General features: G+C 68.1%; 25 protein-coding genes. 20 read left to right on the top strand and 5 right to left on the bottom strand.

Annotation, left to right across the window (positions count from 1 at the left end; all coding sequences use genetic code 11):
• Nucleotides 1-66 precede the first annotated feature (66 nt).
• Genes EZ313_RS16365 through EZ313_RS16340 form a run of 6 tightly spaced genes read left to right on the top strand, consistent with a single transcriptional unit; the run spans nt 67 to nt 5,386 of the window.
• The gene (locus tag EZ313_RS16365; RefSeq protein WP_135264339.1) at nt 67-792 is read left to right on the top strand and encodes an SDR family NAD(P)-dependent oxidoreductase; all 726 of its coding nucleotides are present in this window, start codon (nt 67-69) and stop codon (nt 790-792) included.
• 27 nt (nt 793-819) lie between these two features.
• Nucleotides 820-1,791 (top strand): Bug family tripartite tricarboxylate transporter substrate binding protein, encoded by a 972-nt coding sequence (locus tag EZ313_RS16360; RefSeq protein WP_135264338.1) that lies wholly within the window; start codon nt 820-822, stop codon nt 1,789-1,791.
• Nucleotides 1,792-1,801: 10 nt separating this feature from the next.
• Nucleotides 1,802-2,371, top strand: coding sequence for a carboxymuconolactone decarboxylase family protein (locus EZ313_RS16355; protein ID WP_135264337.1), 570 nt, complete (start codon nt 1,802-1,804; stop codon nt 2,369-2,371).
• Complete coding sequence (locus tag EZ313_RS16350; RefSeq protein ID WP_240788673.1) at nt 2,368-3,519, top strand: M20 family metallopeptidase; 1,152 nt, start codon at nt 2,368-2,370, stop codon at nt 3,517-3,519. The genes EZ313_RS16355 and EZ313_RS16350 overlap by 4 nt, the downstream gene beginning before the upstream one ends.
• On the top strand, nt 3,516-4,358 hold the full coding sequence (locus EZ313_RS16345; protein ID WP_135264336.1) for a polysaccharide deacetylase family protein: 843 nt from the start codon (nt 3,516-3,518) through the stop codon (nt 4,356-4,358). The genes EZ313_RS16350 and EZ313_RS16345 overlap by 4 nt, the downstream gene beginning before the upstream one ends.
• Complete coding sequence (locus tag EZ313_RS16340; protein WP_135264335.1) at nt 4,358-5,386, top strand: aldo/keto reductase; 1,029 nt, start codon at nt 4,358-4,360, stop codon at nt 5,384-5,386. Before EZ313_RS16345 ends, EZ313_RS16340 begins: the two co-directional genes overlap by 1 nt.
• A gap of 21 nt (nt 5,387-5,407) precedes the next feature.
• On the opposite strand, the gene EZ313_RS16335 is transcribed toward EZ313_RS16340, so the two are convergent.
• From EZ313_RS16335 to EZ313_RS16325, 3 genes are read right to left on the bottom strand one after another with little or no spacing between them, the layout of a single operon-like run.
• Complete coding sequence (locus EZ313_RS16335; RefSeq protein WP_135264334.1) at nt 5,408-6,397, bottom strand: dihydrodipicolinate synthase family protein; 990 nt, start codon at nt 6,395-6,397, stop codon at nt 5,408-5,410.
• 15 nt (nt 6,398-6,412) lie between these two features.
• On the bottom strand, nt 6,413-7,207 hold the full coding sequence (locus EZ313_RS16330) for an SDR family NAD(P)-dependent oxidoreductase (protein ID WP_135264333.1): 795 nt from the start codon (nt 7,205-7,207) through the stop codon (nt 6,413-6,415).
• A 20-nt stretch (nt 7,208-7,227) separates the two neighbouring features.
• The gene (locus EZ313_RS16325) at nt 7,228-8,502 is read right to left on the bottom strand and encodes a cytochrome P450 (protein ID WP_135264332.1); all 1,275 of its coding nucleotides are present in this window, start codon (nt 8,500-8,502) and stop codon (nt 7,228-7,230) included.
• 181 nt (nt 8,503-8,683) lie between these two features.
• Here EZ313_RS16325 and EZ313_RS16320 point away from each other — a divergent pair, with 181 nt between their 5' ends.
• Nucleotides 8,684-9,640: a tripartite tricarboxylate transporter substrate binding protein gene (locus tag EZ313_RS16320; RefSeq protein ID WP_135264331.1), complete on the top strand. Its 957-nt coding sequence runs from the start codon at nt 8,684-8,686 to the stop codon at nt 9,638-9,640.
• 38 nt (nt 9,641-9,678) lie between these two features.
• On the opposite strand, the gene EZ313_RS16315 is transcribed toward EZ313_RS16320, so the two are convergent.
• Nucleotides 9,679-10,386 (bottom strand): Crp/Fnr family transcriptional regulator, encoded by a 708-nt coding sequence (locus EZ313_RS16315; RefSeq protein WP_135264330.1) that lies wholly within the window; start codon nt 10,384-10,386, stop codon nt 9,679-9,681.
• A gap of 127 nt (nt 10,387-10,513) precedes the next feature.
• Here EZ313_RS16315 and EZ313_RS16310 point away from each other — a divergent pair, with 127 nt between their 5' ends.
• Genes EZ313_RS16310 through EZ313_RS16295 form a run of 4 tightly spaced genes read left to right on the top strand, consistent with a single transcriptional unit; the run spans nt 10,514 to nt 15,200 of the window.
• Nucleotides 10,514-11,872: an MmgE/PrpD family protein gene (locus tag EZ313_RS16310; RefSeq protein WP_167772612.1), complete on the top strand. Its 1,359-nt coding sequence runs from the start codon at nt 10,514-10,516 to the stop codon at nt 11,870-11,872.
• Between the two features lie 11 nt (nt 11,873-11,883).
• Nucleotides 11,884-12,858: a tripartite tricarboxylate transporter substrate binding protein gene (locus EZ313_RS16305; protein ID WP_135264328.1), complete on the top strand. Its 975-nt coding sequence runs from the start codon at nt 11,884-11,886 to the stop codon at nt 12,856-12,858.
• Between the two features lie 48 nt (nt 12,859-12,906).
• Nucleotides 12,907-14,406, top strand: coding sequence for an amidase (locus EZ313_RS16300; protein WP_135264327.1), 1,500 nt, complete (start codon nt 12,907-12,909; stop codon nt 14,404-14,406).
• Nucleotides 14,403-15,200: an alpha/beta fold hydrolase gene (locus EZ313_RS16295; protein ID WP_135264326.1), complete on the top strand. Its 798-nt coding sequence runs from the start codon at nt 14,403-14,405 to the stop codon at nt 15,198-15,200. Before EZ313_RS16300 ends, EZ313_RS16295 begins: the two co-directional genes overlap by 4 nt.
• A 26-nt stretch (nt 15,201-15,226) precedes the next feature.
• Here the strand turns inward: EZ313_RS16295 and EZ313_RS16290 are convergent, their stop codons facing one another.
• Entirely contained in the window at nt 15,227-15,967 is a 741-nt protein-coding gene (locus tag EZ313_RS16290) for a GntR family transcriptional regulator (protein ID WP_135264325.1), read from the bottom strand.
• A gap of 202 nt (nt 15,968-16,169) precedes the next feature.
• Between EZ313_RS16290 and EZ313_RS16285 the strand changes: the two genes are divergently transcribed.
• From EZ313_RS16285 to EZ313_RS16245, 9 genes are read left to right on the top strand one after another with little or no spacing between them, the layout of a single operon-like run.
• Nucleotides 16,170-16,997: an alpha/beta fold hydrolase gene (locus EZ313_RS16285; RefSeq protein ID WP_167772611.1), complete on the top strand. Its 828-nt coding sequence runs from the start codon at nt 16,170-16,172 to the stop codon at nt 16,995-16,997.
• Nucleotides 16,994-18,037, top strand: a complete 1,044-nt coding sequence (locus tag EZ313_RS16280) for a 2,5-dihydroxypyridine 5,6-dioxygenase NicX family protein (RefSeq protein WP_205960409.1) — start codon at nt 16,994-16,996, stop codon at nt 18,035-18,037. The genes EZ313_RS16285 and EZ313_RS16280 overlap by 4 nt, the downstream gene beginning before the upstream one ends.
• A 48-nt stretch (nt 18,038-18,085) precedes the next feature.
• A complete protein-coding gene (locus tag EZ313_RS16275) occupies nt 18,086-19,051 on the top strand; it encodes a Bug family tripartite tricarboxylate transporter substrate binding protein (protein ID WP_135264323.1) in 966 nt (321 codons plus the stop codon).
• Nucleotides 19,052-19,070: 19 nt separating this feature from the next.
• Nucleotides 19,071-21,386: a xanthine dehydrogenase family protein molybdopterin-binding subunit gene (locus EZ313_RS16270; RefSeq protein WP_135264322.1), complete on the top strand. Its 2,316-nt coding sequence runs from the start codon at nt 19,071-19,073 to the stop codon at nt 21,384-21,386.
• 3 nt (nt 21,387-21,389) lie between these two features.
• A complete protein-coding gene (locus EZ313_RS16265) occupies nt 21,390-22,190 on the top strand; it encodes an SRPBCC family protein (RefSeq protein WP_135264321.1) in 801 nt (266 codons plus the stop codon).
• Complete coding sequence (locus EZ313_RS16260) at nt 22,190-23,053, top strand: FAD binding domain-containing protein (RefSeq protein ID WP_135264320.1); 864 nt, start codon at nt 22,190-22,192, stop codon at nt 23,051-23,053. The genes EZ313_RS16265 and EZ313_RS16260 overlap by 1 nt, the downstream gene beginning before the upstream one ends.
• A gap of 38 nt (nt 23,054-23,091) precedes the next feature.
• Entirely contained in the window at nt 23,092-23,562 is a 471-nt protein-coding gene (locus EZ313_RS16255) for a (2Fe-2S)-binding protein (RefSeq protein WP_240788672.1), read from the top strand.
• Nucleotides 23,559-24,776, top strand: coding sequence for an FAD-dependent oxidoreductase (locus tag EZ313_RS16250; protein WP_135264318.1), 1,218 nt, complete (start codon nt 23,559-23,561; stop codon nt 24,774-24,776). Before EZ313_RS16255 ends, EZ313_RS16250 begins: the two co-directional genes overlap by 4 nt.
• Complete coding sequence (locus EZ313_RS16245) at nt 24,773-25,486, top strand: isochorismatase family protein (protein WP_135264317.1); 714 nt, start codon at nt 24,773-24,775, stop codon at nt 25,484-25,486. Before EZ313_RS16250 ends, EZ313_RS16245 begins: the two co-directional genes overlap by 4 nt.
• Nucleotides 25,487-25,496 lie beyond the last annotated feature (10 nt).

Genomic DNA, 25,496 nt, shown 5'->3' with positions numbered 1-25,496 from the left:
GAGCGCGGACCTATAGTCGTCGAATAGCAATACGGCCATATTGCATTGTAATACGGACACCACCGCATGACTCAGAAACCACCCACGGTCGTCGTCACCGGCGGCAGCAACGGCATCGGCGAGGGCATCTGCCGCCATTTCCTCGGGCAGGGTGCCACCGTCGTCAACATTGACATCCAGCGGCCCAGGCAGGACGAGAGCGCCGGCTACCGCTTCGTGCAGTGCGACCTGGCGAACGCCGGCGCCGCGCGGGAAGCGGCGGCGAAGCTGGCGCGCGAGTTCCAGGTCGACTGCCTCGTGAACAACGCCGGCTCGCCCACCCCGGGCGATCTCGAGCAGGTGAGCGAGGCCCAGATCGACACCGGCGTGAACCTGTGCATCCGCACGCCCGTCATCCTTGCGCAGGCCTTCACGCCGGGCATGAAGCAGCGCCGCTTCGGCCGCATCGTCAACATCTCGTCGCGCGCCATCCTGGGCAAGAAGGCGCGCACCGTCTACTCCTCCACCAAGGCCGCGATGGTCGGCCTCACGCGCACGTGGGCGATGGAGCTGGGACCGCATGGCATCACCGTGAACGCCATCGCGCCCGGCCCGGTGCTCACCGAACTCTTCAGGAAGAGCAACCCGCCCGAGGTGGCCGCGAAGCTGGTGGAGCACGCGATCGTCGGGCGCGCCGGCACGCCCGACGACATCGCGCGCGCGGTGGCCTTCCTGGCGGACCGCGAGAACGGCTTCATCACCGGGCAGGTGCTGCACGTCTGCGGCGGCTCCAGCCTCACCCTCAACTGGTAGCACCTTCATCCCTGGAACGGAGACACCATGAAACGCTGGCTCTCGCCCCTGCTCGTCGCCTTTGCGGCTTTCGCGGTTCCGGCCGCGATGGCGCAGCAGGGGCCTTACCCGAACCGTCCCATCAAGATCGTGGTGGCCAACCCGCCGGGCGGCCAGACGGATGTGGCCTCGCGCATCATCGCGCAGGAGATGTCCAACATCCTCAAGCAGCCGGTCGTCATCGAGAACAAGCCCGGCGCGAACAGCAACCTGGGCGCGGAGTACGTGAAGAACCAGCCGGCGGACGGCTACACGCTGATCGTCACGGCGATCAACAACTTCGGCTCCAACCCGGCGCTGATCAAGAACATGCCGTTCGACCCGCTGGGCGACTTCAGGATGATCGTGCAGACGATCGCCAGCCCCAACGTCCTCGTGGTGGCGCCGGAGTCCAGGTTCAAGACGCTGCAGGACATCCTGTCCGCCGCCAAGGCGGAGCCGGGCAAGCTCACGTACGGCTCCGCGGGCGCGGGCTCGTCGATGTTCCTGTTCATGGAGCTGCTCAAGTCGCTGACCAAGGTGGACATCCGGCACGTGCCGTACCAGGGGAGCGCGCGCGCCAACGTGGACCTCATGGGCGGCCAGATCGACATGCAGTTCGACTCCATGCCCGGCGCGTCGGCGCTGATCGAGGGCAAGAAGCTGCGTCCCATCGTCATCTCCAGCGCGAAGCGGTCGCCGGTGCTGCCCGACGTGCCCACCGTGCAGGAGTCGGGCGTCGCCGGCTTCGAGGCCGAGTCCTGGCTGGGCTTCGGCGCCCCGAAGGGCACGCCCGACGAGGTGATCGCCATCCTCAACAAGGCGGCCAACCAGGCGCTGCAGACGCCCAAGGTGCGCGACCAGCTGCTCGGCATGGGCACGCGTCCGGTAGGAGGGACGCCGCAGGAGTTCACCGCCTTCGTGCAGAAGCAGATCGCCATGTGGAAGAAGGTGGTCGCCGACAACAACCTCCAGAACTGAAGGAAAGAACGTGGCCGTTTTGTCCCCTGTCGATCCGGCGAGCGACCCGGAACTCAAGAAGGTCTATGACGAGATCGCCGCCAGCCGCGGCTGGATCTCCAACGCCATGCAGTCGCTGGCCAATGCGCCCGAGGGGCTGCGCCGCTTCGCGCATTTCGGCGATTACGTTCGCTACCACACCGCACTCACGGAGCGCGTGCGCGAGCTGGTGATCGTGACGGTTGGCCAGAAGGTCCGCTACGCCGCGACCCACCACGCGGGCCTGGCCATCCAGGCCGGCATCCCGAAAGAAGCCGTCGACGAGATCCTGGCCGGCAAGGTGCCCGCCGCGCTGCCTGACAGCGAGCGCATGGTGGTGCGCTACGTGCTCGAGTTCGTCTCCAGCGATTCCGTGAGCGACGACACCTTCACGGAGATGCGCAAGCACTACGGCGAGCGTTCCATAACCGACGTCACGCTGCTCGCGGCGTACTACCTGGCGTACGGCACCATGATCAAGTGTCTGCGCGTCGAGCTCGAGTCCAAGGACAAGCTGGATGTCGAGCTGCGCTGGCAGAAGGCCCAGGCGGAAAAGGCGTGAACACCGACGTCCGCACCGCCGTTCGCGGCTGGCTCGCCGCCCGCCGGGGCGAGATGCTGGAGCTGCTGGAGGCCGCCGTCAACATCGACAGCGGGAGCTCGCACAAGCCCGGCGCCGACCGCATGGCGAGCCTGATGGAGTCCTTCCTGCGGGATGCCGGCCTGGCGACGCAGCGGCATCCACTGGCCGACCACGGCGACTGCGTGTCCGCCACGCTGGCGGGCCGGGCGGGCGCGCCGCACGTGCTGCTGCTCGGCCACATGGACACGGTTTTCCCGGTGGGCACCGCGCAGCGGCGGCCTTTCCGCATCGACGGCGACATGGCCTATGGACCCGGCGTCGCCGACATGAAGGCGGGGCTGGTGATGCACGCCTTCGTGGCTCGCGCCCTGGTGGAGCTCGCACCCGAGGCGGCGCCGATCCGCGTGCTGTTCACCGGGGACGAGGAGGTCGCGTCGCCATCGTCGCGGCAGATCACGATCGAGAAGGCCCGCGGCGCCCGCGCCGTGTTCAATGCGGAGCCCGGCCGCCCGAGCGGCAACGTGGTGACCGGGCGCAAGGGCGCGTTCTTCATCGACTTCGAGGTGAAGGGCGTGGCCGCCCATGCGGGCGTGGCGCCGGAGAAGGGCGCCTCCGCCATCGAGGCGCTCGCGCGCAAGGTGGTCGAGCTGCACGAGCTGAACGACCGGTCGCTGGGACTGTCCGCCAACGTGGGAACGGTCCGTGGCGGCATGACGGTCAACACCGTTGCCGATCATGCCCAGGCGCAGCTCGACGTGCGCTACCCGGGCAACGTGGACCACCAGGAGCTGCGCGAGAAGATCCTGCGCATCATCTGCCGCGAGTCCGTGTGCAACACCCATGCGCACGTCACGCACGAGGGCATCTTCCTGCCGCTCGTGGCCTCCGAAGCCGGCCAGCGGCTGCTGGCGAAATACCAGGAGAGCGCGAAGAAACTCGACATGAAGGTGGACGGCGAATTCACCGGCGGGTCCGCGGACAGCGGCCTCACGGCGTCCGTCGGCGCCCCGACGCTCTGCGCGACGGGCCCGGTCGGCGGCGACGTCCACACCGATCGCGAGTGGCTGCGCGTGGACAGCATCGTGCCCCGCGCGCAAGCGCTGGCCTTGACCATCCTTGACCTATGAACAGACACCTTGCCTGCGTTACCTTCGACGTCGATGCCATGTCCGGCCTGGTGGCGCGCGGACTGACGAGCCCCACGCCGGTTTCGCGCGGCGAGTTCGATGCCGTCGCCATCCCGCGCATCCTCAAGCTGCTGGACCGCTACTCGATCAAGACCTCGTTCTTCATCCCGGGCGTGGTGGTCGATACGTACCCGGCGATGTGCGAGGCCATCGTCGCGGCGGGTCATGAGATCGGCCACCACGGCTGGACGCACGTTCCGCCGGCCAGCCTGAAGCCCGAGCAGGAAGAGGCCGAGCTCGTGCGCGGCATCGAGCGGCTCAAGCAGCTCACGGGCAAGGTGCCGGTGGGGTACCGCTCGCCGTCTTGGGACCTGAGTGCCGACACGGTGCGGCTGCTGCTCAAGTACGGCTTCTACTACGAGAGCAGCATGATGGGCGACGACCACACGCCGTACCGTGTGCGCCAGGGCGACAAGGTGCATGCCGACCGCGGCATGGAATTCGGCGCGCCGACGCCGCTGATCGAGCTGCCCATCAGCTGGTCGACCGATGACTTCCCGCATTTCGAGTACATCCGCATGCCCACCAGCGTCACGCCCGGCCTGATGAATGCGCGGCTGGTGCTGCAGAACTGGCTGGATGACTGGGAGTACATGATCCGCACCGAGGAGTGGGGCATCTTCACCTACACCTGCCATCCCTACGTGATCGGGCGCGGCCACCGCATGCTGATGCTGGAGGGGCTGCTGGAAGGCCTGGCGAAGAAAAGCGCGGTGTTCACCACGCTGGAGGCCGCGGCCCGCGAGTACGACGAGCGCGCACCGTTCAAGGCTGCGTGATGCGCTACGTCCGGTTGGGACAGGCCGGGGCGCAGGTCTCGCCGCTCGCGCTGGGGATGATGGGGATGGGCGCCGCCAAGTGGCGTCCCTGGGTGCTGGGGGAAGACGAGGCCCGGCCCATCGTGCGACGTGCATTGGAACTCGGCATCAACTTCATCGACACGGCGGACACGTACTCGGCGGGCGAATCGGAGAAGCTGGTCGGCAAGCTCGTGCGCGAGTTCGGCCGGCGCGACGAACTGGTGATCGCGACCAAGGTCTACAACCCGGTTTCGTTTGACTTCAAGTCCGGGCAGGACCTGGCGTCCCTCGAGAAGGCCCGCCGCCCCAACATGCAGGGGCTCTCGCGAAAGCGCATCTTCGCGGCGATCGATGCTTCGCTGCGCCGCCTGCAGATGGACTACGTGGACATCTACCAGATCCACCGGTGGGACTACGAGGTTCCGGTGGAGGAATTCATGGAGGCGCTGCACGAGGTGGTGAAGGCCGGCAAGGCCCGCTACATCGGCGCGTCCAGCATGTGGGCCTGGCAGTTTGCCAAGGCGCAGCAGGTTGCGCAGCGGCATGGCTGGACGCGGTTCACGACCATGCAGAACCACTACAACCTGGCGTACCGCGAGGAGGAGCGCGAGATGCTGCCCCTGCTGCGTGACCAGGGGGTGGCCTGCGTGCCATGGAGCCCGCTCGCGCGCGGCTTCCTGACCGAAGACCCCGACGCGCCTGCGACCCTGCGCCGCGAGCACGATCCGCTGCGCAAGCAGTACTACGGCAGCCCGGCGGACCTGGCCATCGCAGCGGAAGTGGGAAGGGTGGCGAAGGAGCGCGGCGTCACGCGGGCGCAGGTGGTGGTGGCGTGGCTGCTCTCACCGCATGCCGCGGCCGGCGGCGTCACCGCGCCCATCGTCGGCCCGCAGAGCGTGCAGGAGGTGGAAGACCTGGTGGCCGGCACCGCACTCTTGCTCACGCCCGAGGAAGTCCGGCGGCTGGAAGCGCCCTACCAACCCAAGCGCGTCCTGGGCCACCTCTGACACGCCCGCGAAGCTTCAACGTCAACGTTCGCCGGCAGGCGGCGTGAGGCCCGCCGCGGCCATGATCTCGAAGCACTCGGCCAGTTCGGCGGGCGTGGGCTCGCCCATCGGTGCGCGCGCGGGGCCGCCGCGCAGGCCCAGGTGTGTCGACAGCTGCTTGAACAGCGCCACGTGGTGGAAGCCCTGGGCGAAGTACCGGCTCTGGAGCTTGTCCGCGATGCGCATGATGTCCCTCATGTGCCGCGCCGCCTCGACGTAGTCGCCCGCGAGCGCCGCGGCGAGGAAGTCGCCGCAGCGCGGGTGCGAATGGTTCTGCACCAGCAGCGGCCGTGAAGCTCCCATCAGGAAATCGGGTGCGCGCTCCCCGAAGCCGAGCTTGCCGAACAGGAAGGTTTCCTCCAGGGAGGTCGACACGCAGATCCTGTCGCCCACGCGCTCCATCATCGCGGCGTATCCCGACGGGCTCGCCACCGTGCTCTGGACGCCGCAGACGTTGGGGATGTCCAGCAACGTCTCCACCATATCGGGCGTGAGGTAGAAGCCCAGCTCCGACAAGGTCGTGCTGTATACGAACAGGCCGATGTGGGTGCGCGCGGCGACGTATTCGTGGAAATCGCGGACGCCCGAAGCCGTCTTCGGGCCGTAGTACGGCGGCCAGACCATGACCGCATCGGCCCCATGGGCGGATGCATGGTTGGCGAACTCCACCACGTTTCTCGCGCTGGTGTCCGAAACGCCGACGATCACGGGCTTGCGGCCGGCGACGGTCTGCAGCACCACCTCCGTCACCCGCATGCGCTCGGCATCCGTCAAGGTCCAGAACTCCTGGTGGATGGAGTGCACCGACAGGCCGCCGACGCCCGGCAGGGAGAGCGTCAGCTCGGTGTTGTGGCGCAGGGCCGCTTCGTCGATGGCGCCGTCGGCGCCGTAAGGCGTGTACAGCGCGACGAAGTAGCCGCGGAAGCTGGAGCGGATCCATGCGCGCGCGTCACCCTTCGCGTACTTCGGCATGTCCGCTCCTTCGGATCAGTAGGCGCTTCGGCCGCCGTCGGCGGGGATCGCCGCGCCGGTGATCATCCGCGACTCGTCCGACGCCAGGAACAGCGCGACGTTGGCGATGTCCTCCGGTTCGCCGAACCAGAAGGGGTAGGTCTTGAGCACCTCGTCGATGTTCACGTCGCCCGGCTTCGGGTTCCCCGGAACGCCATAGGTGCGCCGGATCCGCTCGGTGTTGATGCGCCCGGCGCAGATGGCGTTCGCGCGCACGTTGTGCCGGGCGTAGGTGCCGGCGATGTTGCGTGTCACGGCGACGACCGCGCCCTTGGCGGCCGCATAGATGTGGGCCTTGCCCGAACCGCGAAGCGCGGCGCCGGACGACATGTTCACCACGGAGCCGCCTCCCGCCGCGACGATGTGCGGGATGGCATGGCGGCAGGCGAGCAGGGTGCCGCGCACGTCCAGGTTCATGGTGCGGTCCCACACCGAGAAATCCACCTCGGTCACGGGCGCATCCGCCGGCAGCGACCCGCCCACGCAGTTGAACAGCACCTGCAGCCTGCCGAACTGCCGCACCGCGCTGTCCACGGCGGCGCGCACGCTCTCCTCGCTCATCACGTCGGCGGCGATGGCGACCGACTGCCCGCCGGCCGCGACGATGGACTGCGCGACCTGCGATGCCGCTTCGTGCTGGATGTCGGCGACCGCCACGGCCGCTCCCTCGGCGGCGAACAGGCGGGCGGCACAGGCGCCGATGCCGGTGCCGCCGCCGACGATCAAGGCGACCTTGCCCGCGAGACGTCCGGGACGCTGGCGATCATTCATGACAGGTTTTCCTTCGGTGCTCACCACGCGACCGGAAGCGACTCGAGACCATAGATCGCCAGGCCGGTATGGAAGGGGAGCTGTTCCAGCGGAACGAGAGGCCGCAATCCGGGAAGACGCTGCACCAGCGTAATGATCGCGATCTGCAGCTCCATGCGGGCGAGCGGCTGGCCGATGCACATGTGGATGCCGCTGCCGAAGGCCAGGTGCAGCCGCGCGTTCTTGCGCGTGATGTCGAACCTGTGCGGGTCCTCGAACACGGCCGGGTCGCGGTCGGCGGTGGGCTGGTGCATGATGATCGCGTCGCCCGCGCGGATGGTCACGTCGCCGATCTGGATGTCCTCGCGCGCGGTGCGCAGGCGGCCCGAGTGCGTGACGTCGGTGAAGCGCAGGATCTCTTCCACCGCATTGCGGATCAGCGAGGGGTCGCGCCGCAGCAGCTCCAGCTGGTCGGGGTGGTACAGCAGCGCGGCCAGGCCCACGCCCAGCGTGCCGGTGGTGGATTCGTGGCCCGCCGTGAGGAACAGGCGCGCCAGGCTCACCACCTTGCGCTCCGTGATCCTGCCGGGCTTCATGTGGTTGACGATCAGCCGGCTCAACAGGTCGTCGCCGGGGTCGGCCGCCTTGCGGCGCACCAGCTCCGTGAGATAGCCGTCGCAGAAGTCCTTGATCATGTCGGCGGCCTGCTGCTGCGGCGTGCCGAGGGAGGAAATCTGCCGCGCCCAGTCTTGGATCGCGCCGTGGTCCTGCTCGGGCACGCCCAGCAGCGTGCAGATCACTTCGCACGGGAGGGGACGCGCGTAGTCCTCGACCAGATCGGCCTGCCGCTCCCTGGCCGCGATGCGATCGACAAGCCGGTCCACCAGCGCCTGGACCTTCGGCCGCATCAGTTCCACGTTGCGGACGGAGAACTCTTCACCGACCAGCCGCCGCTCTTCCGTGTGATGGGGCGGATCCATCTGGGCGAACACTTGGTAGTCCCTGCGCACGATGCTGAGCGCCGGCGTCTGCGCCGGGTAGGCGGGATGCGCCGCATCCGCGCTGGTCCGCGGGTCCATCAGGAGGGCGCGCACGTCCGCGTGGCGGGTGACGAACCAGGCTTCGCGCCCGTTCCACTGCACCACGCGGCGCACGGGGTGCTCCGAGCCGAGGTCCTCGTAGGCCGGCGGCGGATTCATCGGGTGCGAGCGTGGCAATGGAAAGCGGTGGGCCGGCTGCTGGCTGAACGGGCAGCGGGGCTCCTGCGCTCCGCTGGTGGCGTCGGGGGTGGCGGCTCGGAGGGCTTCGGGGTTCATGCGTGGTGCAAGGCAGGTCGGGCGACGGGCTCGATGTTAGTTTTGGACCCACGCGGCAGACTGTCCGCTTCCGCACATTCCCTGGCGGCCGCGCGCCGCAGTGCCGAATGTGATGTGGATGACATTCACGGGCACGCGCCGTTCCTACGATGCGTGCACGACTTTCCACTGGAGCGCCGTCATGAGGCTAGTCAACTTCCTCTTTGGCCTGTTCTGCAGCGTCGTGGCCATGACCGCGGGCGCCCAGACCTACCCGAACAAACCGATCCGGCTGATCGTTCCGTATCCGCCCGGGGGCGCGACGGACGTGCTGGCGAGGCAGCTTTCGGTGAAGCTCGGGCCCGCGCTCGGCCAGACGGTCGTGGTCGAGAACCGGTCCGGTGCTTCCGGCAACATCGGTTTCGATTACGTGGCCAAGGCGCCGGCCGACGGCTACACGCTGCTGATGGGAACCGCCAACATCACGATCGGCCCGGCGTTCAGCAAGCTCCCGTTCAACGTGCTGACGGATTTCGCACCGGTCACCACCATCGTGTCGTCGCAGAACCTGCTGGTCGTGCGGCCCTCGCTGCCGGCGCGCAATCTCAAGGAGCTGCTCGCCTTCGCGAAGGCGAACCCGGAGAAGCTGACCTACGGTACGTCGGGCATCGGCACCCCGCTGATGACGATCGAACTGATGAAGGCGATGGCGGACGTGAAGCTCATGAACGTGCCCTACAAGGGCGACGCGCCCGCCATCAACGACCTCCTGGGCGGCCAGATCGACATGTACGCCTCCACGGTCACCGGCCTGATCGAACACGTGAAGGCGGGCAAGCTGCGCGCGATCGGCGTCACCGGCACCAAGCGTGCCGCATCGCTTCCGGACGTCCCGACGATGGCGGAAGCGGGCATCCCGGGTTATGAGCTGGTGAGCTGGTACGGCATCCTCGCGCCGGCCGGCACTCCCAGGGAGATCGTGCAGAAACTCAACGAGACGATCGTCAAGGTGGTCGCCACGCCGGAGATGCAACAGCAGATCGTCGCCGGCGGATCGGACCCGTGGACGCAGACCCCCGAGGAGTTCACCGCCCTCATCCGCCGCGACGTGGCCAAGTTCAGCAAGCTGGTGAAGGACTTCAACATCCGGGCCGAATAGCCCGCATCGAGGGCGAGGCCCAAGCGTAAAGCGGGCCGTCAGAGCTCGAAGATGCGTTGCGTGGCGCAGAGTTCGTGCAGGTGCTCGTAATCGAGCACCGTCACGCCGCCGTACTGGCGCTCGACCAGTCCCTCGCGCTCCAGCACCGCGAGCTCGCGGTTGACGCTGGGACGCGTGGCGCCGACCAGGTTGGCGAGTTCGTCCTGCGTCACCGAGATGTGCCGCTTCTCCGCGGGAAGCTCGGTGGCGAGGGTGCAGAGCTGGCGTGCCAGGCGCTGGCGCAGCGTGGCGAGCGCCAGGTCGTCCACCGCGCTGTACGCCTTGCGCAGCCGGTAGCAGAGCATCTGCGTCACCGGCTTGTAGAGGGCAGGGTCCCGATCCAGCATGTCGCGCACCAGCCGGGTGGGAAAGACGATCAGCTCCGTCGGTCCGCTGACGCGCGTCTCGTGCACGGCGCCCGCGCCGTCCAGGACGGCGACAAGGCCCCAGAGACCGCCCGGCTTCACGAGCGAGAAGGCGATCTCGCGGCCTTCCGCGGAGAAGTTGCTGCTGCGGATCGCCCCGCTCACCACCAGTGCCAGGCCTTCGGGCTGCTTGCCGCGTCCGGCGATCAATTCGCCGTCGGCCAGGCGGCGCCGGCGTGCTCCGGCGGCGAGTTCAGCCGTTGCATCGGCGGGCAGTTGGGCGAGCCACTTGTTGCGGCGCAAGATTTCGAGGATGTCCCGCTCCGGGGCGTTGGCCGTCATATGAGGTCGCGAAATGTAGCCCGGAACACAGTCTGCGCCGGATCGCGTCGCTAGGATATCGGACGATGAGTTTCTCCCCCGATGAGCTCACCAGCCGGCCGTGGAGAGACCACTGGACATGGATCCCATGAGCGCTGCCCACCGCCTCGACGAGACGCTGCCGGCCTGGGTCGCGGGGCTGAGGATCGAAGACATCCCCGCGCAAGCGGTGGCGTGCGCGAAGCGGACCCTGCTCGATACGCTGGCCGTGGCGTGGGCCGGTTCGGCCGCGACGGGCGTCGCCCCGGTGTTGGAGATGCTCGCCGGCCAGGGCGGGGCGCGCGAGGCCTCGCTGTGGACGGATGAGGTCCGTCTCCCCGCGGCTTCAGCGGCGTTCGCAAACGGCCTGCTCGCTTCCGCCCTGGACTTCGACTCCGTGCACGACGAGGCGACCATCCACCCCGACATCGTGATGGTGCCCGCCCTCCTGGCACTGGCGGAACGCGGCGGCTTCGGCGGGCGGGAATTCATCGCGGCCCATGTCGCCGGCAGCGAGATGGCGGTGCGGCTGGGGCTCGCCGTGCAGTCCCACCCCGGATGGTTCTACAGCTCGGTGCTCGGCGTGATCGCCGCCGCGGCGGCGTCCGCGCGGCTGCTCGGGCTCGGTGTCGACGGGGTGCGCACCGCCGCTGGGGTGGCCTTGAGCCGCGCCGCGGGCAGCCAGCAGGCACTGGTCGAAGGCAGCTTCACCAAGCGGCTGCAAACCGCGTTCGCCGCGCGCGACGGCGTCGAGGCCGCGCTGCTGGCGCAATGCGGGATCACCGCCCCCAGGCAGCTGTTCGGCGGGCGGGCCGGGGTGGAGGCGCTGTACACCGGATTCGACGCCGACAAGGCACTGTCCGGCCTCGGCCGCGACTGGCGCTTCACCGGGCTCACGATCAAGAACTACCCGAGCTGCTTCTGCAACCATGCCGCCATCCTGGCCGCGCAGGAGATCGCGCGGGACCTTCCGCTCACCGCGGCGCAGGTGCGTTCCTGCACCGTGACGCTGACGCCGTTCTCCGCCCGGCTCGTCGGAGGTGCCTTCACGCCCGAGGCGAATCCCCAGGGCGCCGCGCAGTTCAGCGTCCGGTACTCGGTGGCGAGCGTGCTGCTGCGCGGCGACTTCCGGCTGGCCCACATCGATCCGGGGGCGGTGATGGATCCCGAGGTTCTTGCGCTCGCGCGCCGGATCGAAGTGGTCACGGATGCTTCGGCCACCGGCAAGTTCACCCCGGCCACCGTCGAGGTGCGCCTGGCAGACAGCGCGGAGCGCCGCGTCCGCATCGATGCCATCCCGGGCACGCCCGTGCAGCCGCTCGACGCCGAGGCAGTGCTGAAGAAGGCGCAGGCGTGTTTCGCCGCCGGCGTCCGCCCGCTGCCGCCGGCCCGGGTCCAGCAGCTGGTCGAGCGCATCGACGGGCTGGAAACGCTCGACAGCCTGTCCGGTCTGTGGAAATTCGACTGAAAGGAAGCCCCATGGCCTCGTCATCGTTGCTGACCCGCCGCGCTTTCGCCGCGTCGCTGGCACTCGCCGCGCTTTCCGCACGGGCGCAGAAGTTCCCGGAACGTCCGATCAGGATCGTGATCCCCTACGCGCCGGGCGGCGGCACCGACAACCTGGTCCGCGCCATCGCTCCCCAGGTGGGCGCTTCGCTCGGCCAGCAACTGGTCATCGACAACAAGCCTGGCGCGTCCACGATGATCGGCACCGAGATCGTGGCCAAGGCGCCGCCGGACGGCTACACCCTGCTCGCCACGGACTCGGCGCTGCTGGTCAATCCGGGGTTGTTCAAGGCGCGCATGCCGTTCGACACGCTCAAGAGCCTGCAGGGCGTGACCATGATGGCCACGGCTCCGGTGATCCTGATCGCCCATCCGAGCCTGGGGGCTGCCAGCCTGCCCGAGCTGCTCGCGCTCGCCCGCGCGAAGCCGGGAGCGCTGAACTACGGCTCCGGCGGCTCCGGCACCGCGCCGCACCTCGCGGGTGAGCTGCTCAAGATCGCGGCGAAGGTCGACATCCAGCACGTTCCGTACAAGGGCACCAGCCAGGCGATGAACGACCTGCTGGCCGGACAGGTGCACATGATGTTCGGAGGCATCAGCACCGCGCGGCAGCACGTCGAGTCCGGCCGGCTGCGTGCGATCGCGCTCACGGGGAACAGCCGCAATCCGGCCATGCCCAACGTCCCGACGTTCGCCGAACACGGCCTGAAGGTGGAGGCCGACTCGTACTGGGGCGTTTACGCTCCGGCCGGCGTGCCGAGCCAGTTGGCCGACCTGGTCAGCGGGCATTTCGCCCGTGCCTTGAAGGACCCGGCCAACGCGGACAAGCTGGCCGGCCTCGGCTACATCCCGATCGCCAACACGCCGGCCCAGCACACGCAGCAGATGCGCTCGATGGTGCAGGCCTGGGCCGACGTGATCAACGCCGCCCGGATCCAGGTGGAATGAGCACGGCCACGCGGCCGCTTGGGTTGGGATGCCGCCTTGGGAAGCTGCATGAGTGAAGACGAGTACATGCGGCACGATGGCCTGGGCCTCGCCGCGCTGCTGGCCGGCGGCGAGGTGAGCAGCGCGGAACTGATGGCCGCTGCGGTCTCCCTGGCGAAGCAACGCGCGGCCGGCCTCAACCTCCTGGTGCAGGAGCGCTTCGAGGAGTCGCTGCAGCTCGCGCAACGCTGGCAGCCGCGCGGCGTCTTCGGCGGCATTCCGTTCCTGCTGAAGGATTCCGGCATCGCGGCCACGCGTTTCCCCACGACGCTCGGCTCCAGGCTCTTTCGCGGCACGGAGCACCCGCGCAATGCGACCCTGGTGGACCGGTTCGAGCAGGCCGGGCTGATCCCGTTCGCGCGAACGGCCGTGCCGGAATTGTGCATGGCGCCCACCACCGAAGCGGCGGCGAACGGCGGGCCGACGCGCAATCCCTGGGATCCGGAGCGCTCCGCAGGCGGTTCGAGCGGCGGTTCGGCCGCCGCGGTGGCAACCCGCATCGTGCCCATCGCGCATGGCACGGACGGCGGCGGTTCGATCCGCATCCCGGCAGCGTGCTGCGGGGTGTATGGCCTGAAGGCCTCGCGTGGACTGCTGCCGGAAGGGCCCCTGCGTGGTGAAGGCTGGGGCGGCCTGTCGTCGCAAGGCGTTCTGACGCGATCCGTCCGCGACTCCGCGGCGGTGCTGGATGCCGTCGCCGGGCGGGAGACGGGCGCGCCGTACGCCGCGCCCGGCGACCCGGGGAGTTATCTCGACGCGGTGCGCAAAGGGCCGGGCAAGCGCCTGCGCATCGCCGTCTGGCGGGAAGGCTGGAACGCACTGCCGATCGATGGCGTGCCGCAAGCCGCGGTGGACCACGCGGCCCGCCTGTGCCGCGAGCTCGGCCACGAAACGATGAACACGCCGCTGCCGCAGGGCGTGGACTACGACGGCTTCATCGAGGCGCTGATCGACGTCATGGCGACCAACATCGCGGTGTCGTCGGACGCGCGCCTGAACGCGCTCGGGCGGTCGCTGCAGCCCGGCGACCTGGAGCCCGCGATGATGGAGGGCTACGAGCGCGGCAAACGCTTGACGGCGACGCGCTACGTCGAGTGCATCTCGCATTTCCACGCCCTCGGCCGCGTGCTGGAGGGCTTCATGGCGGAAGGCGGCTTCGACCTCGTGCTCACTCCGGCGCTGGCACGCCTGCCGGCCTGCCTCGGCGAGCTGTCGATGCGCGGCCCGTCGTTCGCCGACTTCCGCAGGAACGTCGCGCGGTACACGCCCTTCCTGGCGGTCATCAACGCCGCGGGCCTGCCGGCCGCTTGCCTGCCGCTGTCGTGGACCGAAGCTTCGCTGCCGGTGGCGACCCAGCTCATCGGGCGCTTCGGGCGCGAGGACCTCCTGCTGGCGATCTCGGCTCAACTGGAGCAGCTCGCCCCCTGGTCGGGCCGCGTGCCGCCGACCCATCGTCGTTGGAAGCCTCCGACGATAAATTTCCCCTTCGCCATGGACAGTAAATCATGAACGACTTCATCACCCGCGACGGCCTGAAACTGGCTTACTACGTCGACGACTTCACCGACCCCTGGCGCAAGCCGGACACGCTGCTGCTCCTGCATGCGGCCATGGGCAATGCACAGCGCTGGTTCCAGTGGGTTCCGAGGCTCGCGCGCGACTGGCGTGTCGTGCGCCTCGACCTGCGCGGCCACGGCCGTTCGCAGATCCCTGCGGCCGACATGGAGTTCTCGCTGTCCCAGCTGGTGGGCGACGCGCTGGCCGTGCTGGACCGGGTGGGCGCCGAGCGGGCGCATATCGTGGGCAACTCCGCGGGCGGCTACGTTTCCCAGCAGCTTGCGATCCACCATCCGGAGCGGGTGAAGACGCTGGCGCTGTTCGGCTCGACGCCGGGCCTCAAGCAGAGCCACGCGCCCACCTGGATCCCCAAGATCCAGCAGGTCGGGCTGAAGAAGTTCCTGGCCGACACGATCGACGAGCGCTTCGACGGGAACGCCGACCCCGCGCTGGTGAGGTGGTTCATCGAGCAGGCGGGCTCCAACGATCCGGCCTTCATCGCCCGATTCGTGACCCACATGACGACGCACGACTTCATGGACGAGGTCTCCCGCATCCAGGCGCCCACCCTGATCGTCGCCGCCGGCAAGGAGCGGATCGGCCATGCGGACGCGTACGAGGAGATGCACCGCCGGATCAAGGATTCGGAGGTGAAGTACATCGACACCGGCGCGCACAACATCTGCGATGGGTACGCGCTGGACTGCGTGGAGATGCTGCGGGATTTCCTCAAGCGGCGCGGATAGAGCCCGGGCCGCCCCAGGTCTCGCACTCAGCTGCGCATGAGGCTCGCGCGTTCGGTGTAGATCTGCGCTATGCGCCGGTGTGTCGCCTCGATGATCTCGTCGAGCCTGCGGCTGATGTGTTTCTGCAGCAGGCCGGCGCATGCCTCGGCGTCGCGCTGCCGCAGCGCCTGGATGACTGCCCGATGATCCTTGTGCGTTGCGCGTTTGGAGAGCTTGTCGACGTTGATCCAGCGCACGAACTGGATGCGCGCATTGATGTTGAGGACGACTCGTGACATCTCCGAGTTGCCCGCAAGAGCGATGAGCCGCGAGTGGAACGCCTCGTCCGCCGCGATCAGGTCGGAGACTTCGCAATCCTCCTGTGCCGAGGCGTCTTCCACCATCTTTGCAAGCGCGTTCACGTCCTCGGTAGACGCACGCTGGACGGCAAGTCGCACGGCCGCGACCTCGATGGCCGCCCTCAGCTCATACAGGTCGAAGATCTCCTTGGGGTCGAGCTCGCGGAAGAAGAAGCCCTTGCCCGGGATGGAGCGCAGGAACCCTTCCGTGGTGAGCCGATTGAGCGCTTCGCGCAGCGGCGTGCGGGAGACGCCGAACTCCCTGGCGAGTTCCACCTCGTTCAGGCGCTCACCGGGGAGGAAGTCGTGGCCGATGGCCTTCACCCGCAGTTTTTCATAGACCGCCAGGCCGATGTTGTCGGAGTTGGAGGCCGCCGGGCCGGAGTTAGGCCGTTCAACGGGTTTGGGGATCGACTTGGCCGTCGCCATCGTGCCTGCACTGGGCGTCTGCATACAGGGGAGTGTACAGCACGCGCGAACAGCTTCGAGTCTGATGAGCTTAGCTGGCCTGTAGCGGGTTTCCGAGGGTATACAAGGCGCGCGCCTCCAGCGAAAAAAGCGCTTGCGCATGCGCCTTTCCTGCTACAGAATCCAGCCCTGTCGACAGACCGATATTCAGAAACGCGACTTTATGGAACTCCCCCGCGGCGGCCACATCCGCGCGAATGGCATCCGGCAGCACTACCTGCATTTCGGGAAGCGGGGCCCGCGACTGGTGATCGTCCCGGGAATCGTGAGCCCGGCCATGCTCTGGGCGCACGTCGGCGAATGGCTCGCGGCGTGCAGCGAGTGCTTCGTGCTCGACGTCCGCGGACGTGGACTGTCCGAGGCGGGAGCGCATCTCGGATATGGGCTCGACGCGTGCGCCCAGGACCTCTCTGCTTTCGTCCGCGAGATGAAGCTGGGGCCCGCGGTCGTCGTCGGCCATTCCATGGGCGCCCGGATCGCCGTGCGGGCGGCCGCACGCACGGCCGAACTCTACCGATCGCTCGTGCTGTTGGACCCTCCTACGAGCGGGCCGGGCCGCAGGGACTATCCCATCCCCGCCGAGCGAACGCTCAGCCTCTTGCGCGCAGCGCACCGGGGCGAAGCGGCGGCGGCAATCGGTTCGGGCGCCGGTACGAAGTGGCCTGAACAACTCCAGCGGCTGCGTGCCGAATGGTTGTCCACGTGCGACGAGCGTGCGGTGCTCGCGGCGTACGAGGATTTCCACGGCCAGGACATGTTCGGGGATCTCGCAAGAGCGCAAGTGCCGGCGTCGCTGATCTGCGCAGGCGAGGGCGGGGTGGTTTCGGAGGACGACGTCGCTGAGATGCGGCGGCTGCGCCGCGATCTGGATGTGGTTCGCATTCCGGGCGTCGGCCACCAGATGCAGGCGGAGGACTTCGGCGCGTTCCAGCGGGCGCTGGCCACGGTCCTGCGCCGTCACGATCAGGCCTTTGAAAGGATCGACCAGTGAAGCTGGATGCGGAAGTGCTGGACCTGTTCACTCGCGAGCTGACGCTGTGCGGGGTCAGGCAGGGCGAAACCGTCGTGGTCCTCACGGCGGACGACGAGTGGGCCGAGAACGCCCATGCGTTCATGGCGGCCGCGGGCCAGCTGGGCGCCACCACGTTCAACCTCAATGTCCGACGGGGGCAGCGAAACGCGGTCGGGGTGCAAGGGCGCCATCCGCTCGTCGGCAATGAGCTCGCGCTTCGTACGCTGAAGTCGGCGAGCATGGTGATCGACATGGTCGGCCTCCTTTTCTCGCGCGAGCAGGCCGAGATCCAGGCCGCAGGCGTGCGCGTCCTGCGAGTGATGGAGCCCTTCCACGTGCTCAAGCAGATGTTCCCGACGGAGGACCTGCGCCGGCGCGTCGAACTCGCCAAGGGCCTGCTCGAGCAGGCACGGCAGCTGCGCTTCACGTCCGATGCCGGCACCGACATCGTCTACCAGCTTGGCCAGTATCCGGTGATCTCCGAATACGGCTATACCTTCGAGCCGGGTCGCTGGGACCACTTTCCGTCCGGCTTTGCGTTCACGCAGGGAAACGACGGCGGAGTCGATGGCCACGTCGTGCTGCAGCCGGGCGACATCCTCTGCGCCTTCAAGCAGTACGTGCAGACGCCCGTGACGCTGCGCATCGAAAAGGGCATGGTCGTCGACATCTCGGGGCAGGGGATGGACGCGCAGCTGATCAAGAGCTACATCGACAGCTTTCACGATCCCCGCGCGTATGCCGTCTCGCACATCGGCTGGGGACTCAACGAAAAGGCGCGGTGGTACCAGTTTTCGGTGTCTCGCCAGTTGCCGAGCGAGCACGTCATGAACGCGCTGTCGTTCTACGGCAATGTGCTGTTCTCGCTCGGGCCCAATCTCGAACTCGGCGGAACGAATGACACGGCCTGCCACCTGGATTTGCCGATGCGCCGCTGCAGCCTGTGGCTCGACGATGTGCAGATCCTGAGCGATGGCGACGTGATCCACCCCGGGATGCGGGTGGAGGCGACAGCCTGACGGCGTTTCGTGCGTAGCCGAGTTAGTTCAACCCAAGGAGTTAGATGCATGCGTATCTGGAAGAACTTGTTGTCCGCCCTCTCCGCCCTCTGCCTGGCTGCCGCGGTGCAGGCACAGGGTTTCCCGAGCAAGCAGATTTCGATCGTCGCTCCGTACCCCCCGGGCGGAGCGACGGACCTCTATGCGCGCTCCCTGGCGAACGGCCTGGCCGAGCTCGGCCAGGCGACGGTGGTGGAAAACCGGGCAGGTGCCTCCGGCATGATCGGTGCGGAACACGCGTCCCGCCAGCCCGCTGACGGCCACACGCTGCTGATCGGCGCTTCGTCCATGTTTTCCGTGCTGCCGCTGCTGAGCGACCGCATGAAGAACGTGTACCAGAACATCCAGCCGGTCTCGCTGCTCGGCTTCAATCCCTCGTACGTCGTCGTTCCCGCGGACCTGCCGGTCAACACGGTCCAGGAACTGGTCGCCTACCTCAAGGCCAACCCGGGCAAGTTCGGCTATGCCTCGGCCGGCAAGGGCACCTCGCAGCACGTCTTCATGGAACTGTTCAAGCAGCGCGCGGGCGTCGACGTGTTCCCGGTCCAGTACAAGGGCAGCGGTCCGATGGTGATCGACCTGATCGCCGGCCGCACTGTCATGGCCATCGAGCAGGGCCCTGCCGTGCTCACGCACATCAAGTCCGGAAAGCTGAAGGCACTCGCTGTCACCACCGCGAAGCGCTCGCAGGCCCTGCCCGCCGTGCCGACGCTCGCCGAGACCGTGCTGCCCGGCTTCGAGGCGGTCACCTGGTTCGCCGTCTACGCGCCGGCGGGTACCCCCAAGGCGGCGCTCGACAAGCTGGTCCCGCAGATCGCCAAGACGATGGCCTCCACGGAGGTCAAGGAGCGCCTGCACGCTGTCGGCGTGGAGCCGACCGCCAGCACGCCGGACGAGGTCGCGAAGCGCCAGGCGGCCGAGACGGCCATGTGGAAGGACGTGATCGCGCGCTCGAAGATCTCGCTCGAAGACTGAAGGTCGTCCGGTTCCGCGCATGCATTCGCCGACGCATCTGCCGCTCCACAAGGAGCCGAGGGCCGACTACGTCCAGAAGGTGACGGGCACCGCCACCTTCGCGAGCGACATCGAGGTTCCCGGCATGCTGCACGGGAAGATCCTGCGCAGCACGGTCCCGCACGCGCGCATCCGCAGGATCGACGCGAGCGCGGCGCTCGCGATGCCGGGCGTCGTCGCCGTGCTGACAGGTGAGGACCTGAAGCACCTGCCCGGCTCCACGACCCGCTGGGGCCTGTCTCTGCGGGACCGTCCGGTGATTGCGCTCGAGAAGGTGCGATACGTCGGTGACCCGGTCGCGGCCGTGGCTGCGATGGATGAACGCACCGCCGAGGAGGCGCTCGAAGCGATCGTCGTCGATTACGAGACCCTGCCTTACGTCACGACCGCCAGGGAGGCGCTGGCCGAGGGCGCTCCGCTTGTTCATCAAGACATGGACAAGCTCAAGGACTACTACTTCCGCGGCGAATGCGCACCCGTTCCGGGAACCAATCAGTTCCAGCAGTGGAACTACGAAAGCGGAACCGTCGAGGAAGTGTTCGCGGGCGACGTGCGCGTGTTCGAGGACACCTTCACGTTCCCCATGGTCTTCCATTACGCGATGGAGCCGCACGTCTGCGTCGCGCATTGGAAGCCGAACTCGCTGGAGATCTGGAGCGGCGGCCAGACGCCGACCGCGATCCAGCGCGTGTGTTCCGAGATCCTGGGTGTCCCGCTCGCCTGCGTGCGAGTGCACTCGCCCTACGTGGGCGGCGGCTTCGGCGGCAAAGCCTCGGTCAAGATCGACCCGCTGGTGGCGTCGCTGTCGTGGAAGGCGCGCGCGCCCGTGCGCGTCTGCCTTTCGATCCCCGAATCGATGCTCACCTGCCGGCGCCTCGACGCTGAACTCACGCTCAAGACGGCAGTGAACGCGCAGGGGCGCATCGTCGCGAAGTCGGTGCGCGCCGTGCTCAACGGCGGCGCCTACGCGGACACCGGTCCGTCGATCGCCGTCAAGGCTGCAATCCGCGCGATCGGCCCGTACCACATTCCCAACCTGAAGCTGGAAGCCGTCGGCGTCTACACCAACACGGTCCCCGGCGCCGCCTTCCGCTCGATCGGCGGGCCGCAGGCGGTGTGGGCCACGGAATCGCAGATGGACATCATCGCGGCGGCGCTCGGGCGCGATCCGGTGGAGTTCCGGTTGCTGAACATGGCCGACAAGGGGCAGACCGTCAAACCGGACCTGCGCCCGATGGATGTGGACATGCGCCGCTCGCTGCGCGAGGCGATGCGCTCCCTCGATAGCCTGCCCGAGGCGAAGCACGCAGGCCGCCGCGGTCGCGGCGTCGCAGTCGGCGCGAGCGACCCGGGGATCATGCCGATCGGTGGCGCGATCGTGCGGCTGCGCGCGGACGGGTCGGTGAACGTCTCGGCGAACACGGTCGAAATCGGGCAGGGGAGCCGCGGCGTGCTGCGCATCATTGCGGAGAAGGTGCTGCGCCAGCCCCTGCGGATGATCGCCGTGGCGGAGCCCGACACCCTGCAGGCCCCCTACGACTGGGGCACGGGCGCGAGCCGGTCCACGGTGATCATCGGGCTCGCCGTCCAGATGGCCTGCGAAGACGTGATCCGGCAGGTCGCCGACACCGCCGCCGAGGTGCTCGGTGGCGCCCCCGAGGACTACCGCATCGAGGAAGGCCGGATCGAGGGACCGGACGGCTCGATCTCGTTCATGGAACTGCTGCGCCGCTTCAACGGCATGGCGGCCGGGGAGTTCCTGGGGGTCGGGCGGGTGAACGCGAACACGAAGGACGGCGCGTTCAAGCTCGCACCGCTCTTCTGGGAAACGGGCGCGAATGCCTGCGAGATCGCACTGGACGAGGGGACGGGGGCGATCCGCGTGCTGCGTGTCGGCGGCGCCGCGGACCTCGGATACGTCATGAACCGCAAGGCCGCCGAAGGGCAGGACGAGGGCGCCATGGTGATGGGCCTCGGCCACACGCTTTCGGAGGAGTACATCTACGAGGACGGCCAGGTCGTGAACGGCACGCTGTTCGACTACAAGGTTCCCAACATGGAAGACGTGCCCCTGCACGTCGGAACTACGCTGATCGAAAGCGGCGACGGACCGGGTCCGTTCGGTGCGCGCGGCGGGGGCGAGGGCGCGATCCTGCCCGTGGCCCCCGCGGTCGCGAACGCGCTGTTCCAGGGCTGGGGCATCCGCATCAAGGAACTGCCGCTCACGCCCGAGCGCGTGTGGCGCGCCCTCGAGGCCGCCAGGGCCGGGCGCGAAAGAACAACCGACAAGAACTAGCCCATGGATTTCAGAATCGACGCGACCCTGCCGGCCACGGCTTCGGAGCTTTGGAAGATCTTCTTCGACGTGCAGCGGGTTGCCGCGCTCATCCCGGGCTGCGAGAACGTCGTGGAGGTCGAACCGCTCAGGGAATACTCGGCCGTGATGAGGCAGAAGATCGGGCCGTTCAAGCTCGAGGTTCCCTCGCGAATCGTGATCGAGTCGCACACCGTAGAGCGGCAGGTCGTGCTCAGGGCAGCGGGCAGCGACAAGTTCACGGGCACCACCATCGACGTCCGCATGGACGTCGAGCTGGAAGAGCAGCGCAGCACGACGAACACGGAGTGCAAGCTTGGCGTGGATGCCAGCATGCAGGTGGCGGGGCGGCTCGCTTCGCTCGGCTATCCGATCGTCAAGAAGCGGTCGGAGGAGCTGTTCGCGGAATTCGAGCGGCGGCTGCGGGCGGAGCTTGCCGGGGTGGGCGTTGCGAAGACTGCGGCTCCCGGCTCCAACGCGGCGCCGGCGCAGGCCTCGCCGAGCGTGGTGCCGCTGGCTGCAGCCGTGAGCGCGCCCGCAGCCGCGGTCACGTCGCGGGTGGAGGCTCAACAAGCGCAGCCGTACGCGGCGCAGCCTGTGCAACCGCAAGCGTCAACCAGCCGGCGCCGCACCGAACTCGTGTTCGTGTGGCCGCGCGTCGGCATCAGTTGCGCAGTCGCCATCGCGGTCGCGCATGGTGCCGTAGCGTTCGGCCAGTCCCCCTGGTGGTGGCTCGTGGCCCCGATGCTCGGCGTGGCCGCTGGCCTGGACCGGAGACAGGACTGATGCGCCCGGCGCGATTCATCCTGCACCGGCCGACCAGCCTGCAAGAGGCACTGGAGCTCAAAGCTCGCCATGGACCCGCCGCAACTTTCCACGCCGGTGGCACCGAGCTGCTCGTCGCCTTGAAGGCGCGTGTCCTTCGATACGAGCACGTGATCGACATCAAGCAACTGCCCGAGCTGCGCCACATCCGCGTGCGTTCCGACGGCACGCTGTCGATCGGCGCCCTGTGCACGCACCACCGGATCGCCAACGATCCGGTCGTGCGCGAGTTGCTGCCCGGCTATGCGGAACTGAGCGAGCAGGTGGCCAACATCCGCGTGCGCGTCGCCGGCACGATCGGCGGCGTGCTGTGCTTTGGCGAGCCGCACGCCGATGCGCCCACGATGCTCTGTGCGCTCGATGCATGGGTGGTGCTCGTAGGACCCAGCGGTGAGCGGGAAGTGCCTCTTCGCGACTTCCACTTGGGCGAGTTCTCGACGGCGCGCGAGGACGACGAGATCCTCGTGTCGATCGAGGTGGCGCCGCAGTCGTCCGGCACGCGATCGGCGTACCGGTGCTTCGGCCATGCGGAGCGCCCCGCGGTCGGGGTGGCCGCGGTGTGGTCGACCGACAACCCGCAACGCCTGAGCCTCTGGGCCGGCGCGATCGCCGCCGCGCCGCTGCGACTGGCGCAGGCCGAGGAGGCTGCGGACCGGCTTGCGCCCGACCTGCCAGGCGATTCGGTCTGGCAGAACCTGCGGGACCCTGTCGCCGCCGACGCGGCGCGGATCGACGCCCACGACGATCTCCACGGCGGCGCCGACTACAAGCGCCACCTCGTCTCCGTCCTCGCGCAACGCGCGCTCGAAGCGTGCCTGCCATGACTCAAGACATTCGCGAGTTCCCTCTCATGCGAGTGGACATGACCCTCAACGGCAGCGAGGCGTCGGTCGAGATCGAGCCCAGCGAGCTCCTGATCGACGTGCTGCGCGACCGGCTGCGCCTGAAGGGGACCAAGCGCTCCTGCGACGTCCAGGTGTGCGGAGCCTGCACCGTGCTCGTCGATGGCCTTCCGGCGTCGAGCTGCAGCACGCTCTGCGCCGACGTCCACGAGCGCAGCATCACCACCATCGAAGGTGTCGCGAAGGCAGGAAAGCTCGACCCTGTCCAGCGCGCCTTCATCGCCCACGGTGCGCTTCAGTGCGGCTTCTGTACCCCGGGGATGATCCTCGCGGTCAAGTCGTTGCTCGAGCTGGACCCGCATCCGTCGGAAGAGACCATCCGCCACTACCTGCGCGGCAACATCTGCCGCTGCACCGGCTACGTCAAGATCCTCGAGGCCATCCTCGATCTTGTGCAAAACCCATCCAGATACCAAACGGAGACCCAATGAGTAATTCGCAAGGGAAAGGCAGGCCGCACGTTCTCATCGCCGGCGCCGGCATGGGCGGCCTGACGCTCGCGGCGGCCTTGCTGCAAAAAGGATTCGATGTCGACGTGTATGAGCAGGCACCCGAACTGCGCGAGGTGGGCGCGGGCCTGTGGATCTCGGCCAACGGCGCGCGCGTGCTCGACGCATTGGGGCTGAAGAGGGTCATCGAGGCGATCAACCTCCCGCCGCAGGACCGCGTGGTGCGGTTCTGGAAGACCGGCGAGGAACATTCCGTCTACACGCGCAATTCGGACTCGAAGGCGGACCATACGCTGATCCAGGTGCTCCGGGCGGAACTGCAGCGCGTCCTCCATGACGCCGTCGTGAAGCTCAAGCCGGGCGCCGTGCATTTTGGCGTCCGGTCCGTCGGCGTGGAGAACGTGAGCGGTCGCGCCCGTCTCCTGCTCGAGGACGGAACAGCGGTCGAAGGTGATGTCGTGGTGGGATGCGATGGCGCGCACTCCCGCATCCGCCAGTCGATCTTCGGGCCCGCGCCCGCACGCTACACCGGCGCGAACGCCTGGCGCGGTCTCGCGCCCATGGAAAAGCTCAAGCCCCAGCACCGCCGGCCGCTCGCGTCGACCTGGGTGGGCCCGACCGCGCATGTGACGACCTATCCCGTCCAGCGCAACGGCGAAGAGTTCGTCAGCTTCTCGGGCCAGGTGGACAGCGAGACCTGGCAAACCGAATCGTGGTCCGAGCGCGGCGAGCTCGCCGACGCGCTGAAGGACTTCGAAGGTTGGCACCAGGACATCCTGGACCTCTTCATCCACTCCGAGAACCTTTTCCGCTGGGGCATCTTCGTGCGGGACCCGCTCGACCGCTGGTCCAAGGGCCGCGTCACGCTCGTGGGCGATGCCTGCCACTCGATGACGCCTTACCTCGGAATGGGCGTGAACCTGACGTTCGAAGACGCCTACGTGCTCGCGCGCTCCCTGGAGAGCACGCCTGGCGACGTGGAGGGCGCGCTGAAGCGCTACGACGCGGCGCGCATCGAGCGCGCCAACCGCACCAAGGCCAAGTCCCTCGAGATGCTTCCGATCTTCCACAACCCGGAGCTCGCGCGCAGCGAGACGGCCTGGCCGTATATCCAAAGTCAATGGTCCGAGGAGGCGGTGCGCGCTCGCTATGACTGGCTCCTCGCCTACGATGCAACCACGGTGGAAATCCGATGACCTCCGCCGCCGAACGCCGCGCCCGGCCATGGGACGGCATCATCCCCGAGGAAGAACTCGAGATCTACCGCCTGGCAGGCTGGGGCACCCCCAGTGGAATCGGCCGCTGGCCCGCGCTGCTCGTCATCGACGTGCAGTACCGCTCCATGGGGGAGAAGCCGCTGCCTATCCGGGAGGCCATTGACAAGATGCCCACGAGCTGCGGTGAGTACGGCTGGCGCGCCGTACCGCATATCGCGCGCCTTCTCGAGGTTTTCCGTGATCTGGGCGCTCCGGTGCTCTATCCCCATGTCGCGCCCAAGTCCGCGTACAACCGGGGGCAGTTCGAAACCAAGGTTCCCGGGGTGATGGACGTACCACGCCGCGGCTACGACTTCGTCGCGGAGGTGAGCCCGCGGCCCGAGGAGATCACCATCCCGAAGTTCCAGGCCAGCGCCTTCCATGGCACCGCGCTCACGAGTTATCTGGTGGGGCTCGGCGTCGACACCGTGGTCGTCACGGGATGCACGACCAGTGGCTGCGTGCGAGCGACCGTCGTCGACGCCTGTGCGCTGAACTTCAAGGTGGTGGTGCCGCAGGATGCCGTCTACGACCGCTCGCAGACCTCGCATGCCGTCAACCTGTTCGACATGGCGAGCAAGTACGCGGACGTACTGCCAACGGACGAACTCGTCCAAGTGCTGCGGGGGAAGACAGCGCCGCGGACCTAGCCTGGTCCCG

Source organism: Ramlibacter henchirensis (genome assembly GCF_004682015.1).
Lineage (GTDB): Bacteria > Pseudomonadota > Gammaproteobacteria > Burkholderiales > Burkholderiaceae_C > Ramlibacter > Ramlibacter henchirensis.
The sequence above is the reverse complement of the archived record's forward strand: the minus strand, read 5'-3'. Positions and strand labels throughout refer to the sequence as shown.

What these genes read in the sequence shown, in the direction of transcription:
- EZ313_RS16365 (WP_135264339.1), top strand. Translation starts at nt 67, where the DNA reads ATGACTCAGAAACCACCCACGGTCGTCGTCACCGGCGGCAGCAACGGC.
- EZ313_RS16360 (WP_135264338.1), top strand. Translation starts at nt 820, where the DNA reads ATGAAACGCTGGCTCTCGCCCCTGCTCGTCGCCTTTGCGGCTTTCGCG.
- EZ313_RS16345 (WP_135264336.1), top strand. Translation starts at nt 3,516, where the DNA reads ATGAACAGACACCTTGCCTGCGTTACCTTCGACGTCGATGCCATGTCC.
- EZ313_RS16340 (WP_135264335.1), top strand. Translation starts at nt 4,358, where the DNA reads ATGCGCTACGTCCGGTTGGGACAGGCCGGGGCGCAGGTCTCGCCGCTC.
- EZ313_RS16335 (WP_135264334.1), bottom strand. Translation starts at nt 6,397, where the DNA reads ATGCCGAAGTACGCGAAGGGTGACGCGCGCGCATGGATCCGCTCCAGC.
- EZ313_RS16330 (WP_135264333.1), bottom strand. Translation starts at nt 7,207, where the DNA reads ATGAATGATCGCCAGCGTCCCGGACGTCTCGCGGGCAAGGTCGCCTTG.
- EZ313_RS16325 (WP_135264332.1), bottom strand. Translation starts at nt 8,502, where the DNA reads ATGAACCCCGAAGCCCTCCGAGCCGCCACCCCCGACGCCACCAGCGGA.
- EZ313_RS16320 (WP_135264331.1), top strand. Translation starts at nt 8,684, where the DNA reads ATGAGGCTAGTCAACTTCCTCTTTGGCCTGTTCTGCAGCGTCGTGGCC.
- EZ313_RS16315 (WP_135264330.1), bottom strand. Translation starts at nt 10,386, where the DNA reads ATGACGGCCAACGCCCCGGAGCGGGACATCCTCGAAATCTTGCGCCGC.
- EZ313_RS16310 (WP_167772612.1), top strand. Translation starts at nt 10,514, where the DNA reads ATGAGCGCTGCCCACCGCCTCGACGAGACGCTGCCGGCCTGGGTCGCG.
- EZ313_RS16305 (WP_135264328.1), top strand. Translation starts at nt 11,884, where the DNA reads ATGGCCTCGTCATCGTTGCTGACCCGCCGCGCTTTCGCCGCGTCGCTG.
- EZ313_RS16300 (WP_135264327.1), top strand. Translation starts at nt 12,907, where the DNA reads ATGAGTGAAGACGAGTACATGCGGCACGATGGCCTGGGCCTCGCCGCG.
- EZ313_RS16295 (WP_135264326.1), top strand. Translation starts at nt 14,403, where the DNA reads ATGAACGACTTCATCACCCGCGACGGCCTGAAACTGGCTTACTACGTC.
- EZ313_RS16290 (WP_135264325.1), bottom strand. Translation starts at nt 15,967, where the DNA reads ATGGCGACGGCCAAGTCGATCCCCAAACCCGTTGAACGGCCTAACTCC.
- EZ313_RS16285 (WP_167772611.1), top strand. Translation starts at nt 16,170, where the DNA reads ATGGAACTCCCCCGCGGCGGCCACATCCGCGCGAATGGCATCCGGCAG.
- EZ313_RS16275 (WP_135264323.1), top strand. Translation starts at nt 18,086, where the DNA reads ATGCGTATCTGGAAGAACTTGTTGTCCGCCCTCTCCGCCCTCTGCCTG.
- EZ313_RS16270 (WP_135264322.1), top strand. Translation starts at nt 19,071, where the DNA reads ATGCATTCGCCGACGCATCTGCCGCTCCACAAGGAGCCGAGGGCCGAC.
- EZ313_RS16265 (WP_135264321.1), top strand. Translation starts at nt 21,390, where the DNA reads ATGGATTTCAGAATCGACGCGACCCTGCCGGCCACGGCTTCGGAGCTT.
- EZ313_RS16260 (WP_135264320.1), top strand. Translation starts at nt 22,190, where the DNA reads ATGCGCCCGGCGCGATTCATCCTGCACCGGCCGACCAGCCTGCAAGAG.
- EZ313_RS16255 (WP_240788672.1), top strand. Translation starts at nt 23,092, where the DNA reads ATGACCCTCAACGGCAGCGAGGCGTCGGTCGAGATCGAGCCCAGCGAG.
- EZ313_RS16250 (WP_135264318.1), top strand. Translation starts at nt 23,559, where the DNA reads ATGAGTAATTCGCAAGGGAAAGGCAGGCCGCACGTTCTCATCGCCGGC.
- EZ313_RS16245 (WP_135264317.1), top strand. Translation starts at nt 24,773, where the DNA reads ATGACCTCCGCCGCCGAACGCCGCGCCCGGCCATGGGACGGCATCATC.